The organism is Nocardiopsis sp. CNZ308 (assembly GCF_004217075.1).
In genome coordinates this window covers 5,884,570-5,897,645 of sequence record NZ_SHKJ01000001.1, presented here as the reverse complement: position 1 = coordinate 5,897,645, position 13,076 = coordinate 5,884,570, and the positions used below count along the sequence as shown (strand labels likewise).

11 protein-coding genes are annotated in these 13,076 nt (G+C 71.5%); 2 read left to right on the top strand and 9 right to left on the bottom strand.

All coding sequences use genetic code 11. The features are described from left to right. Positions 1 to 76 precede the first annotated feature (76 nt). Positions 77 to 1,021 (bottom strand): DUF3592 domain-containing protein, encoded by a 945-nt coding sequence (locus tag EV372_RS25380; protein WP_130398101.1) that lies wholly within the window; start codon positions 1,019 to 1,021, stop codon positions 77 to 79. A 208-nt stretch (positions 1,022 to 1,229) separates the two neighbouring features. On the opposite strand from EV372_RS25380, the gene EV372_RS25375 reads away from it, so the two are divergent. Beyond that, positions 1,230 to 3,128, top strand: coding sequence for an ABC transporter ATP-binding protein (locus EV372_RS25375; RefSeq protein WP_486484059.1), 1,899 nt, complete (start codon positions 1,230 to 1,232; stop codon positions 3,126 to 3,128). Positions 3,129 to 3,353: 225 nt separating this feature from the next. Here the strand turns inward: EV372_RS25375 and EV372_RS25370 are convergent, their stop codons facing one another. The 3 genes from EV372_RS25370 to EV372_RS25360 all read right to left on the bottom strand — a co-directional run bounded on the left by EV372_RS25370 (position 3,354) and on the right by EV372_RS25360 (position 5,848). Next, positions 3,354 to 3,884 (bottom strand): sugar O-acetyltransferase, encoded by a 531-nt coding sequence (locus EV372_RS25370; protein WP_165436087.1) that lies wholly within the window; start codon positions 3,882 to 3,884, stop codon positions 3,354 to 3,356. Positions 3,885 to 4,005: 121 nt separating this feature from the next. Further along, complete coding sequence (locus EV372_RS25365) at positions 4,006 to 5,196, bottom strand: acyltransferase family protein (RefSeq protein WP_130398099.1); 1,191 nt, start codon at positions 5,194 to 5,196, stop codon at positions 4,006 to 4,008. Positions 5,197 to 5,206: 10 nt separating this feature from the next. After that, a complete protein-coding gene (locus tag EV372_RS25360) occupies positions 5,207 to 5,848 on the bottom strand; it encodes a TetR/AcrR family transcriptional regulator (RefSeq protein ID WP_130398098.1) in 642 nt (213 codons plus the stop codon). A gap of 628 nt (positions 5,849 to 6,476) precedes the next feature. Between EV372_RS25360 and EV372_RS25355 the strand changes: the two genes are divergently transcribed. Next, on the top strand, positions 6,477 to 7,670 hold the full coding sequence (locus EV372_RS25355) for a class-II aminoacyl-tRNA synthetase family protein (protein ID WP_130398097.1): 1,194 nt from the start codon (positions 6,477 to 6,479) through the stop codon (positions 7,668 to 7,670). Positions 7,671 to 7,866: 196 nt separating this feature from the next. Here EV372_RS25355 and pabB read toward each other — a convergent pair whose 3' ends face one another. From pabB to EV372_RS25330, 5 genes are all read right to left on the bottom strand, one after another. Beyond that, positions 7,867 to 9,969: an aminodeoxychorismate synthase component I gene (pabB, locus tag EV372_RS25350; RefSeq protein WP_130398096.1), complete on the bottom strand. Its 2,103-nt coding sequence runs from the start codon at positions 9,967 to 9,969 to the stop codon at positions 7,867 to 7,869. Positions 9,970 to 10,033: 64 nt separating this feature from the next. Next, positions 10,034 to 10,978, bottom strand: a complete 945-nt coding sequence (locus tag EV372_RS25345) for a hypothetical protein (protein WP_130398095.1) — start codon at positions 10,976 to 10,978, stop codon at positions 10,034 to 10,036. After that, positions 10,975 to 11,250 (bottom strand): phosphopantetheine-binding protein, encoded by a 276-nt coding sequence (locus EV372_RS25340; RefSeq protein WP_130398094.1) that lies wholly within the window; start codon positions 11,248 to 11,250, stop codon positions 10,975 to 10,977. Before EV372_RS25340 ends, EV372_RS25345 begins: the two co-directional genes overlap by 4 nt. A 192-nt stretch (positions 11,251 to 11,442) precedes the next feature. Next, the gene (locus EV372_RS25335) at positions 11,443 to 11,697 is read right to left on the bottom strand and encodes a hypothetical protein (RefSeq protein ID WP_130398093.1); all 255 of its coding nucleotides are present in this window, start codon (positions 11,695 to 11,697) and stop codon (positions 11,443 to 11,445) included. 160 nt (positions 11,698 to 11,857) lie between these two features. Beyond that, positions 11,858 to 12,895 carry a glycosyltransferase gene (locus tag EV372_RS25330; protein WP_165436036.1) on the bottom strand — a complete coding sequence of 346 codons (1,038 nt, stop codon included), beginning with the start codon at positions 12,893 to 12,895 and terminating at the stop codon, positions 11,858 to 11,860. Between the last annotated feature and the right edge of the window lie 181 nt (positions 12,896 to 13,076).

Genomic DNA, 13,076 nt, shown 5'->3' with positions numbered 1-13,076 from the left:
CGTTCGACCCGGAAAGCGGGTGTCGGCGGGCGGGCGGCCGCGCCGCTCGGGGCGGCTCACGGAACCACGCGCCTGGCTAGAGGGAACCCGACAGCAGGAGCATGAGGCCGACGAACGTTCCGATGATGACGAAGCCCAGGCCGACGACGACCATGACCGCGCCGGGCCCGCACCCCCAGCGGTGGGCTTCGGGCACGGAGAAGCGCGCCGGGGCCCCGGGGTCGTACCTGACCCGCGCGCTCTGCCCCGTGACGGGGCGGTAGGAGGTGCTGGAGCGGCGGTAGCGGCGGTGCACCTCGCGCCCGTCACCGGCCGAGAAGTGCACGGTGAACGGGTGGGTGTACACGCGGCGGCGGTTCACCGTGGCCTTGCCGGCCGCCCGCCAGGAGTCGGTGACGGTCCCGTCGGCCTCCCCGGTGTAGCCCCGGACGCCCGCGCGGTCGCGCACCGCGGACACGGTCGCGGAGAGGAGCATGACGAGGCCGACGACGGTGAACAGGAACGGCAGGTACCGCAGGAGACCGCCGCCGTCCCCGCCGGCCAGGGAGAACGTGACGACGACCGCGGTGAAGACGGGCACGGCGAGCATCGTCAGGACCGCGGCGGCGATCGCCTTCGCGCCGCCGGGGCGGCCTCCGAGGCGGACCGGGTAGTGCTCGGACGCCGAGCCGGGCAGGGCGGCGCTCTCCACCCGGACGAGCCGGGGGTCGTCGGCCGAGTGCAGGAGTTCGACCGGTGTGCCCTCGCGGACGAGGTATCCGCCCAGCCCCGAGGTGTCGACCGCCTCCCGCTCCCGGCCCTCGGCGTCGCGGAAGGCCACGGTGACGGTGTGGCCGTGGGGACTCCGGGTAAGGGGGTGCACCGATGTGACGACTCCCCGCACGCGCACGCCGGTCCGGTCCAGGAGCCGGGCGTCGCGCCGGACCCGCAGGGCCGCCGACAGGTCCTTGGAGCCGGAGTGGACCGAGTACACCGAGAAGAGGGCCAGGAGGAGGAGCGCGAGGAGTCCTTGGGGGTCCACCGGGCCGTTCTACCAGAGCGCCGGCGGCCGGAGAAGAGGTGTACGGGGAGCGGATCCGGCCACCGGATCCGGTGCGCGGGTGTCGGCCGCGGGTGTCCCGCTTCCCCGCGCAGCGGTCTCCGGGCGGTGGCGGGCGGGGGTTTGACCTCAACATTTATTGAGGTTCTACGGTTCAAGGCATCAACTCCGACAGATCCGGTGGACGACCATGAGTATGGAAATGGCCGCGTGGAACTCCATGTACCACGCCATGCACGCCCGCGAGGACCAGCGCCCCTTCTCCCTGTCCGTCCTGCGCCGGATCGCCTCCTTCGCCCGCCCCCACGCGCGCCAGCTGGCCTGGTTCGTGGCCCTGAGCGTGGTCACCGCCGTCCTGACCGTGGCCTCCCCGCTCCTGGCCGGACGGGTCGTCACCGCCATCACCGAAGGCGGCCCGCTGGAACCCGTGCTGTTCCTGGCCGGGCTCATCGCCGCCGTCGCGGTCCTCGAAGCCGCCCTGGGGCTGGGGGTGCGCTGGCTCTCCTCCCGGGTCGGCGAGGGGCTCATCCTGGACCTGCGCACCACCGTCTACGACCACGTCCAGCGCATGCCGGTCGCCTTCTTCACCCGCACCCGCACCGGCGCCCTGGTCAGCCGCCTCAACAACGACGTCATCGGAGCCCAGCGCGCCTTCAGCGACGTGCTCTCCGGGGTGCTCAGCAACCTGGTCACCCTGGTCCTGGCCCTGGCCGTCATGCTCGCCCTGTCCTGGCAGATCACCCTGCTCGCGCTCGTGCTGCTGCCGCTGTTCGTGGTGCCCGCCCGCCGCATGGGCGCGCGCCTGGCCAGGATCGAGCGCGAGCGCACCGTCCACAACGCGGCCATGGGCACCCAGATGACCGAGCGCTTCTCGGCTCCCGGCGCCACCCTGGTCAAACTCTTCGGCCGCCCCGAGGAGGAGTCGGCCGAGTTCGCCCGCCGCGCCGGGCGGGTCCGCGACATCGGTGTGCGCACCGCGATGGTCCAGGAGGTCTTCTTCACCGCCCTGACCCTGGTCTCCGCGCTCGCCCTGGCCCTGGTCTACGGCCTGGGCGGCTTCTACGCCCTGACCGGCCGCCTGGACGCGGGCACGGTGGTGTCCATGGGCATGCTCCTCACCCGCCTGTACGCCCCGCTCACCTCCCTGGCCAGCGCCCGGGTGGAGGTGATGAGCGCGCTGGTCAGCTTCAGCCGCGTCTTCGAGATCCTGGACCTGCGGCCCCTGGTGGAGGAGAGGGAGGAGGCCCGCGAGGTCCCGGCCGGTCCGGTGTCGGTGGAGTTCGACGACGTCTCCTTCGCCTACCCCTCCGCGGACAGGGTGTCGCTGGCCTCCCTGGAGGAGGTCGCCGTCCTGGACACCGCCGAGCCGCGCGAGGTCCTGCACGGGGTGTCCTTCCGGATCGAACCCGGGCAGACGGTCGCCCTGGTGGGCTCCTCCGGCGCGGGCAAGTCCACCATCGCCCAGCTGGCCCCGCGCCTGTACGACGTGGACTCGGGCGCGGTGCGTCTGGCGGGGGTGGACGTGCGCGACCTGTCCTTCGCCTCCGTGCGCGCCACCCTGGGCATGGTCACCCAGGACGGGCACCTGTTCCACGAGACCGTGCGCGCCAACCTGTCGCTGGCCCGGCCCGGGGCCACGGAGGAGGAGCTGTGGGACGCGCTTCGCCGCGCCCGCCTGGCCCAGCTCGTCGCCGCCCTGCCCGACGGTCTGGACACGGTGGTCGGCGAGCGCGGGTACCGCTTCTCCGGCGGTGAGCGCCAGCGCCTGACCATCGCCCGCCTGCTGGTGGCCGGCCCCGAGGTGGTCATCCTCGACGAGGCCACCTCGGCCCTGGACTCCACCTCCGAGGCCGCGGTGCAGGCCGCCCTGGCCGAGGCGCTGGAGGGGCGGACCGCGCTGGTCATCGCCCACCGGCTCTCCACCGTCCGCGCCGCCGACGCCATCCTGGTCGTGGAGGCCGGACGGATCGTGGAGCGCGGCACCCACACCGAACTGCTGGCACGGGGCGGCCGCTACGCCGAGCTGTACCGGACCCAGTTCGCCGCCGACGGCTCCGCGGGGATCTCCGCCGGACAGGCGGTGTCCTAGAGGAGTTGCGGGGGAAGGCCCGGACGGAGCCTTCCCCCGCCTGCGGGCGGGCGCCCCGGAAGGGGCCGCTCCCGCCGCCACAGACCCCGTCCCCCGGTGGCGCCACACCGGGGGGCGGTTCTCCGTGCCCGGCCAGCACACGGGGGCGGGTTTCCCGGGCGGTGCGTACGGCGCCGCGACGACCCTTGAGGACACTCCGGAATTCTTCCCGAGGCCGGAGACGGGTCAGATGTGGCGCACCACGCGGGCCGGGTTGCCGACGGCCACCACGTTGGCGGGCAGGTCGCGCACGACCACCGCCCCGGCGCCCACCACGGTGTTCTCCCCGATCGTCACACCCGGGCAGACGATGACCCCGCCGCCCAGCCACACGTTGTCGCCGATGGTGATCGGCTCGGCCGCCTCCCACTTGTCGCGCCGCTGCTCGGGGTCCACGGGATGGGTGGGGGTGAGCAGCTGGACGTTGGGGCCGATCTGCACGTCCGCGCCGATGCTGATCGGGGCCACGTCCAGCATCACCGCACCGCAGTTGACGAACGTGCGCGCGCCGATGGTGATCATGGAGCCGTAGTCCACCCGCAGCGGGGGCCGGACCCAGGCGTCCTCGCCCAGCTCGCCCACGAGGTCGGCCAGGAGCTTTCGGCGGTCCGGGTCGTCCACGGAGGCGTTGTTGAACGCCTCCGCGCGCCTCTCCGCCCGGACGAGGTCGGCCTGGATGTCGGGGTCGTCCGCCTGGTAGAGCTCACCGGCGAGCATGCGTTCCTTCTGGCTGGTCACCACGGTCCCTTCGTGTCGGTCGCGCTCCGACCCTAGTCCGGCGCGCACGCGGGCCGGGGCCCGTCTCCGGATTTCCCGGAGACGGGCCCCGGCCGGTCCCTCACAGGATCCGCCGGACTCCGGGAACCGCTCGTACGGCGGTGGCCAGCGCCCAGCAAGCTGGAACCGCGAGCGCTCCCATGCCGAGGAACTTCACGAGCGCGCTGGCCTCCCAACCGCTCAGGGCCACACCCAGTCCCACCAGCACCAGCGGGTGCAGGACGTACACCGCGAAGGCGTTGTCGGACAGCCAGCGCGTGAGGCGGTTGCTCCCGCTCGCGAAACGCCGGAAGACCACCAGCAGCATGAGCACCGCACCCGTGGCCAGGACGGACTCGGACGTGATCTGCGCCAGCGCCTGCCAGGTGCCCGGCGCGGGAGTGATCTCGCCCAGCAGGACCGTGACCGCCGCTCCCGCCGCCAGGCCTGTCAGGGCCAGGGCCGCGCCCCACCACCCGGCGGCGCCGGGCAGCCGGACCAGCCAGTTGCCCCGGTAGGCCAGCACGCCCAGGACGAACAGGGTGACGTACTGGGGCAGGAATCCGGGACTGGGCAGTCCCACGATCGGCCAGTACGGGGCCGGGGCCAGGTAACGCCAGGCGAAGGTGACCAGGGCCAGGCCCAGGGTGAGGGCCGCGACGGGCACCGCCCAGCGCAGTGGAGCGGTGTCGGCGGGCCGCGCGGGGGGCGCGATCGCCGCGCCCGTCTGCCGGGCGCGGCGATCGCGCAGGCTCCGCACGGCCACGTAGGCCAGGGTCATGACCAGCAGGACCTCGACGAACCACATGGGCCCGGGGTCGTAGGTCACGAGCAGGAACAGCCAGAACGGCAGCTCGCCGCCCTCGGCCGCGAACATCTCGACGGCGGGCGCGTAGTTGGGGATCACCAGGAACGGGCGGACCAGCAGCACGAACAGCAGGAAGGGCGCGCCCAGGCGCACCAGGCGCTCGCGGACCAGCCCGCGCCCGCCCCGGCGGTCGGCCGCTCCCGGCACGAAGTAGCCCGCGAGCAGGAAGAACAGTCCCATGAAGTAGGTCTGGTTGAGGAAGACGAACAGGTCCAGAAGGCCGCCGGAGGGGTCCTGGGCCGGTTCGAGGTAGAACCACACCGGGATGTTGCCGTAGGTGAGCGCGACGTGGTGCAGGACGACCAGCACGGTCAGCGCGACCCGCAGGTTGTCGACGTGGTGCAGGCGCCCGCGCGCGGGCGGCGCGGGGTCCGGGAGGAGGGGTGGGCTGGCGTGCTGCGTCATGGTGTCCTCGTCAGTCGTTCGGGGGTGGGGGGCGGTCTGCGCGGGTGGCGCGCACGAGCAGTTCGCCCAGCTCGCGGGCGTGCGCCATGAGGTCGTGGCCGGGGTGGGCGCTCCAGTAGGCGAACATCGCGTCGATCGCCGTCTGCTGGGTCACCGCCATCACCCGCACGTCGAAGTCGCGGAACTCGCCGTTCTCCTGACCGGACCGGTACATGCCCTCCAGCGACTCGTAGAGGACGTCGGCCTCCGCCGCCCCGTAGCGCGGGGTGCCGTCGGCCTTGCGCGCGTGGGTGAAGATCTCCCCCAGCGCGGCCATGCGCCCGGGGTGGGAGAGCGCGTACTCGGCCACGCCGCGCACGTGGGCGCGCAGCATGTCGGCTCCGTTGGTCTGCTCCAGCATCCCGGGGAGGAGGGACTCGGCGATCTCGGTGTAGACGTCGGTCACCACCTGGTCCATGAGCTCGTCCTTTCCGGCGAAGTGGTAGGAGATCACGCCCTTGCTGATCCCGGCCGTGCGCGCGATCCGCGCCAGGGAGGCGTTGGGGTAGCCCACCTCGGCGATGGTCTCGACCGCCGCCGCGGTGATCTGCGCTCTGCGGGCCTCCTCGATGAAGGACCGCTTCTGTCCGCCTGGTTCATTTTTTGACCGCATGGCCAGAATCTAGCACGCACGGCCAGAAAGCTATCGGGGATGTCCCTGACCCGACCCCGGACCGCCACCCACCCGCCCCGGGGCCCGTCCCTGCCTTCGGCCGCGCACGACCTCGCACTCGTCGCACTCGGGACCGGCCGGTGCCGTCCGCTCCGGGTACCGGGCCAGGGCCCCAGGGCCGCGGCGCCACCCCGGCCGCGTCGTGCCCCGCGGGACACCGGACAAGGCTCGTCCCGCGCCACGAACGGACGGGCGCGTTCCGCGCGACCGGTCCGGAACGGGTTGGTCGGAGGGCGTCGCGTCGGGAGCGCGGGGAGCCGAAGAGGCCGACACGTGCCCGACACCTCGGACGGGTCCCGCCGGCGGGGGCGTGCTCAGGCCGACCGGGGCGTCAGGACCGCCGTTACCGCCAACTCCGCGAAGCCCGTACCAGACCGGTCGAGTACCCTTTACCCCACCGAGCTGTTCGAGTGTCGCCGCGCCGCCGGGGAGGGGAACGACCGTTTCGAGGGGCCCGCTCCGGGCGGTGACGGCTTCGGTCCGGCACACCGGTGCGGCCTGTACGGACCTCGCCGCGCCCGGTCCGGGGGACCCCCGTCGCCGTATCAGACCCGTCCGAAGGAGGGCCGTGCCGGCCTATCGCATCCCCCTCGAAGTCGCAGTTCCGGTCGCCCGGGGCGGTGAACTCGCGTCCCGTGTCCACTACACCTCCGAAGCCATCGAGACGTTCGAACTGATCACGGACCAGGACCAGATCATCGGTCTGGACGTGACCACGGTCGGCGACGCGGACCAGGCTGAGCTGTCCCGCAAGATCAACCTGATCACCAGGCGCGAGGTGGCACCGCAGCGGCTGAGCACGGGCGAAGTCGTGTGGACCTCTCCGCATTCCGACCGCACGACGCCGGACACCTACGAACGGCTCGAAGCGGCGGGCACCGTACAGGACATGGGTCCCGGACTGGTGGCCCTGGGCGAGACCATGACCGGGGTGCTGCAGGCCGTGGACCGACGGGTGAGGGCCGTCGCCATGGGGTTCGGCGCTGTCGAGTACCGCTACCCCACCCTGGTATCCACCCGGTCACTGCACACGGGCGGCTACCTCGGGGCGTTCCCGCAGTACCTGTTCACGGCCGGTCGGCTGCACGCGGACACCGACACCTACGACGCGTTCCTCGCGGATCTGCCCGACCACGCGGCCACCCCGGACGGACTCGCCGCGCACCTGCAGGAGCACTCGGCGCACTCCGGGTACTGCCTGCCGCCGACCATGTGCTTCCACACCTACCACCAGTTGCGAGGGGCGCCGTTGCCGGAAGACCACGCGGTGGTCACCTCGCGGGGCAAGTCCTTCCGCTTCGAGTCGTCCTATGCCCGCTCGATGGAACGGCTGTGGGACTTCACCATCCGTGAGATCGTCTTCCTCGGTGACGCCGCGACGGTGGCCCAGCGGCGTCAGGCGTTCCTGGACGCCGTCTGCGACCTGACCGCCGAGCTCGCGCTCGCCGCGCACGTCGAGGTGGCCAACGACCCCTTCTTCGGCAGCGACACCAGCCCGCAGCAGGTTCTGGCCCAGCGCCTGACCAAGACGAAGTACGAGCTGAGAGTCCCCGTCGAACCCGGCAGGACCATCGCGGCGGGCTCGTTCAACCTGCACGGGACCACCTTCGGCGGCCCCTTCCGGATCAGCCTGCCCGACGGCTCGCCGGCGCACTCGGCGTGTGTGGGCATCGGCCTGGAACGGATCAGCTACGCGCTGTTCTGTCAGCACGGGACCGACCCCGGGCGTTGGCCCGCGAAGGTGCGGGAGGCCCTGGGATGAGCGCCCGGTGCTGACTGCGACCGCTGTTCGCGGCGGTCCCGGCGCCCCGGGGCCGTTCCTCCCCCGCCGGTGAACTCGTCCCCGCGCCGCCTGGCTTCCGCGTGCGCGGGGACGAGGGCCGTCGGCAGCGGGGTCGGTCACGGCCGTCGTCGTGGAGGGGCCCCGGCGGTCGGCGCGGACCCTCCCCGGTGCCTTCTCAGACTCCGCTCGTCGCCGTCTGCGTGTCGCGTTCCGGGAAACGCGTGCCGAGCAGCGAGAGCAGAGGTGCGGCCTTGACCGCGGTCTCCTCGAACTCCTCAGCCGGGTCGGACATCGCCACGATCGCGCCACCGACCCCGTAACCGACACGACCGGGCTGCGCCACGAGGGTGCGGATCGCGATGTTCAGGTCCACGCTTCCGGACAGCGAGAAGTACCCGATGGCACCCGAGTAGACTCCGCGGGGCCGGCCTTCCAGCTGGTCGATGATCTCCATGGTGCGCAGCTTCGGCGCTCCGGTCATCGAGCCGCCGGGGAAGGCGGCACGGACGCAGTCGACCGGACTGCGGTCAGGGCGCAGCCGGGCCGTCACGGTGCTGGTCAACTGGTGGACGGTCGCGTAGGTCTCAACGACGAACAGCTCCGGAACCGCCACGGAACCGGTCGTCGCGACCTCGGCCAGGTCGTTGCGGAGCAGGTCGACGATCATGAGGTTCTCGGACTGGTCCTTCTCGCAGGAGGCCAACTCCTCCCGGAGCCTTCGGTCCTCCTCGGCCGAGCGGCCCCGTGGACGGGTGCCCTTGATCGGACGGGCCTCCACGCGCCGGTCGGCGTCGACGCGCAGGAAGCGCTCCGGGGAGGTGCTCAGGACGGACAGGTCCCCCAGGCGCAGCAGCGCCGCGAACGGAGCGGGGTTGTCCCGGCGCAGCGAGGTGTAGGCGGACCACACGTCCAGCGCGCACTCCACGTCGAGCATGTTGGTCAGACACACCTCGTAGCTCTCGCCAGCGGTGATGGCGCGCTGGCAGGACTCGATGAGTTCCAGGTAGGCGCTGCGGTCGTGCCGCGGCGACACAGGCGCCGTGGCCCGCTCCCGCTTCGCCGCCGAGGTGCGGGGAGCACCGGCAAGGGCCCGGATACGGGCCTGGGTGGCCGAGAGCCAGCTCCGGGCCGACGCCCCGTCCCCTTCGTGCACGGCGAGCAGGTAGGTCCTGGAGGTGCTGTGGTCGAGGACGACACACCGGTCCGCGAACAGCAACGACGCGTCCGGCGTATCGGAGCGGTGGCTCATGCGGGCGCCGCACTGGGCCTTCAGTTCGTAACCCAGGTAGCCGACCCAGCCACCCCGGAAGTCGAACGGCAGCCCATCGCCGCCGACGACCTCGGTGGCGCGCAGACGGTCGTCCAGCCAGTCCAGGAACGGCCGGACCTCCGTCCGGGCGTGCCGCCCCGAGCGTACGGTGACCGTGCCGTCGGCGACGTCGGCCGTGACCACCTCCGACAGGGGGCCGTCGGCCGCCCCCATCATCGAAAAGCGCCCCAGCCGGGGATCGGGGCGACTGCTGTCCAGCCAGAACGCGAACGGCTGGTCGAGGAACAGCGCCTCGTAGATCTGTTCCGCGTCGCACGGCGTGGGGAATTCCTCGACCATCAGGTGGTACCGCACCCGCCCTCGGCCCTCCGGGGCGCTCGGGAGGGCCGTCGACGGCGGCCGAGCGCGCACGCGCCTGCCGTGCCGGAGGTTCCATTCCGCGCTCAGTTCCGTGAAGTTGGCCAGCAGGCGGTGCCCGTACTCCGTCGCGATGGACTCTGGATGGAACTGCACCCCCCACTGGGGGCGGCTGAGGTGGCGCAGCGCCATCAGCACCCCGTCCGGCGTCCAGGCGAGCGCTTCGAGATCGTCCGAGAGGCGGTCGACCGCCCACGAGTGGTAGCGCACGACCTCCTGCGGCGACGGGATGCCGGCGAACAACCCCGCGCCGTCGTGGAGGACCGGAGACCTTCGGCCGTGCCGGGGTTCGGGGGCCAGCGCCAACGACCCGCCGCCGAGCATCGCGATGCCCTGGTGCCCGAGACAGACACCGAGCAGGGGGACGCTGCCCGCCGCGATCACGTCCCGGCAGATGCCGAAGTCGGCCGGGACGCCCGGTGTCCCCGGACCCGGGGAGATGACGACGTTGTCGAAACCGTCGAGGTGCTCCACCCGCCACCCGGGCTCGTCGTTGCGGATGACCGTGGGTTCGGTTCCGGTCACCTCGCCCAGGTAGTGGGCCAGGTTGTAGGAGAAGGAGTCGTAGTTGTCGATGAGGAGAGTCGTCATGCGCGTGCCCCGGAACGAGCCCGCGCGTCAGCGCTGACGACGGCGGTGACACCCCCGAGCTCAGTCATCGGCGGTCCCCTTCAGCGTCTGGTCGTGTGCTCGCGGCGCCGTCGGGCAGGGCTCGGCGCCGGGTGAGCACGGACACCCGCGCGGGGCGCCCCGCGTCCTGGACGAGGGGCATCCAGTCCTCGGCGACACGGAAGAAGACCGAGTTCAGCACCTGGGCGCTGGAGACCGCGGAGGGCGCCAGCACCCCCCACCGGACCAGGCTGTTGACCAGGTGGGGGTCGAAGGCGGTCCACACCCCGTCGAGTTTGATCTCGGGCCAGTAGTGCGGCAGTGAGTAGGGGCTGGACAGCAGCAGTCCGAAGCTGCGCCGGGCCTCCCAACCCTCTTCGGCCGCCCGCCGGGCGAGGTACCGGGTGGCCAGTTCGCAGTCGGCGAGCGAGGTCTCCGCGACGAAGGCGAGGTCGCCGTACAGGGCTTCGGGCAGGATGTGGAACCGGAACCCGGACACCTCGGAGAGGATCCGTCGCAGTTCCCGAGGAGCCTCGCCGGGGCGGCCGGTGGCCCCGACCTCGCGGCTCAGCGTGAGCCTGCGGACAGCGGGGTCCGTCCCCGTCCCCAGGGCCAGCACTTCCGCGGGCAGGCGGAAGTCACACACATGGACGGGTGCTTCGGGATCGCATTCCGCGACGACTTCGAGGTCGTAGCGGACCGGGCGGCGCTCCACCACGGCGCGGAGCACCTCGGGCCACCGTCGCATCGCGAGGTAGCGGGGCGAGGGCAGCCCCAGGGAGAGCGAGACGTTCTCCAGGTCCAGCTTGTCGAAGTACCGCTCGCCCCCCGACGAACGGTGCGGGAGCCCGAGGTCGAGCAGGTCGGACAGGACCGGCGCACCGATCCCGAAAACCTTCAGAACCGTCGGTGTGTCCTGATCGAAGACCCGGTGCCGGTCAGGAACCAGCCGTACTCTTTCCGCGACGTCCCGGAGCAGCTCAGGGTTCACTCGGCTTCCTCCAGGAGACCGGAGACAACCGTCCACAGGGCGCCGGGCGAGGCGAAGATCTCGAACGCGAGCTCCTCGTCGGGAATCGTCACCCCGAAGACGTCCTCGATCGTCACCAGGAGTCGGACGACGGTGAGCGAGTCCATACCGAAAGCCGTCAGGTCGCTGTCTTCCCGCAACGGCGTTTCCGGGGCGATCCGATCGTCCAGGCACCGGCGCAGCACGGTCTCGAACTCGGAATTCAGTGCGGTGGCCGCGGGCTGCTCACTCACCGGTGCTCCTCCCCGCCGCCGTGGAGCCCGCTGTCCCTCGCGAACGGTTCTTGCGTGCGACGGAAAGCCGCCGAGAATTCTGGTGTGGCATGGAATGCGGGTGCGTCATCTGAGCGCACATGATTCTCCCTTCGCATCATGGAACGTCCTTGCGCGCGTTGTCGGGGTGGCGGATTCGTCCCACGATTCTTCTCAGTCCGCCGAGGCGAAGTGGTCCGGGCTGATCCCGGCGAGGTACCGGTGCACGGAACGCGCCGAGTCCAGTGTCTCCAGGACGTCCTGGCCGGGCTGCTCCAGGTCGAATCCGAAGCGCTGTTCAAGCAGATGCTGGAGCCAGACGAAACTGAAGGAGTCGATGGATATTTTCGTGTCGTACCCGATGGGCCCCTCGATTGCCTGAAGGGCCGTGCATTCGACGATGATCGCGGTCATTTCGTCGTTCGTCATCATTATGTATTCGCATCCCCGTCTTCACGGTGAAACGCCACCGGACAACGACAGCCGGCCATGGCGGACCCAGGGACCGCCGTGCTCCGGCCGTCGCGTGTTCGCGCGGCCCCGTCCACCTCCCGGCCAAGGGACGGGCGGCCGGGCCGCGCTCCCGGTCTCAGTCGGCGTCGGCCGGTTCCAGGCCGGTGAACAACATGCTCGGACGGCGGAGTTCGAGCGCCGCCACGAAACCGCCGAGGTCGAACATGAGGTCGACCGACGCGCACACGAAGCGTTCGGCGGAGCCGCTGGCGGACCTGTCGTCATCGCGCAGCCGACGGGCGCGCAGGCCCACCACGACCAGGAGGCTCGCGGGCCCCGCCAGCAGGCTTCGCCCGCCGGTGCGGGGCGCCAGCGCCATACCGACCGCGGTGGCCGCCGCTCCGACGGTGAAGGCGTTCACCACGAGCCGACGGCGGCGGGGATGGACACTGCACACCCACTGCTCGGAGCGACCGTAGCCGTAGAGCCGGCGGCCCGCGGTGGCGAGGGAGTCCGTGATGGCGTGATCGTGGACGACGACCGCCTCGGGGTCGCACACGATCGCGTATCCGGCATCGGACATCTTGAGGCCGAGGTCGCAGTCCTCACCGCCCACGTGGTCGAGGCTCTCGGAGGGGAAACCGCCGACCTCCTCGAACACCTCCCGGCGCACGGCGAGGTTCGTGGCCGTCGCCCAGGTGACCTTCGCGCATCGACGCGGGCGTTCCAGGTCGTCGTTGATCAACTTCGACCAGCGCATGACGCGGTTCGCCGGCGCCCGGCCCTGTTCCACGAAGGTGGGGCCCGTGACGCCCCCGACGGAGTCGTCAGCGCTTCGCAGGGTCTTGACATGGCGTTCGAAGACGTCCGGCGGCACCCGGCAGTCGGAGTCCGTGAACAGGATCAGGTCGTACGCGGCCTGTTCGACGCCCAGATTGCGTTTCGCGCCGACGTGGCGAGGGCCGGTCACGTAGCGGGCGCCGAACTCACGGCAGTTCGCTCGGTGACTGGCGGCGTCGGCCGGTTCCGAGTCGTCGACAACGATGACCTCCGCGGGTTCGGGACTGCGGTCCATGGCGGAGCGGAGCGAGGCCAGTTGGGCCCGCAACAGCTGTACCCGGCCCTTGACCGGAATGACGACGGACATCCCGCGTTGTCGTGCTGCCGTGCGCACACACCCTCCTTGTAGGGCCAGTGAGATTTGGACGGCCGGCATGGCCGATGGGGATTCGCCACCAATACCCGGACCGGTCACACGAACATGGCGGGCGGGGTCACCAATATTGCGGCCGCGTGGAAAACCCGAGGTCGCGTAAGCGACCCAGCCCGTTCCGGGTCTCTTTCCCGATATCGTC

Excerpts from the sequence above, each read along its gene's own strand:
- EV372_RS25375 (WP_486484059.1), top strand. The coding sequence starts at position 1,230 with ATGAGTATGGAAATGGCCGCGTGGAACTCCATGTACCACGCCATGCAC.
- EV372_RS25370 (WP_165436087.1), bottom strand. The coding sequence starts at position 3,884 with ATGCTCGCCGGTGAGCTCTACCAGGCGGACGACCCCGACATCCAGGCC.
- EV372_RS25365 (WP_130398099.1), bottom strand. The coding sequence starts at position 5,196 with ATGACGCAGCACGCCAGCCCACCCCTCCTCCCGGACCCCGCGCCGCCC.
- EV372_RS25360 (WP_130398098.1), bottom strand. The coding sequence starts at position 5,848 with ATGCGGTCAAAAAATGAACCAGGCGGACAGAAGCGGTCCTTCATCGAG.
- pabB (WP_130398096.1), bottom strand. The coding sequence starts at position 9,969 with ATGACGACTCTCCTCATCGACAACTACGACTCCTTCTCCTACAACCTG.
- EV372_RS25335 (WP_130398093.1), bottom strand. The coding sequence starts at position 11,697 with ATGACGAACGACGAAATGACCGCGATCATCGTCGAATGCACGGCCCTT.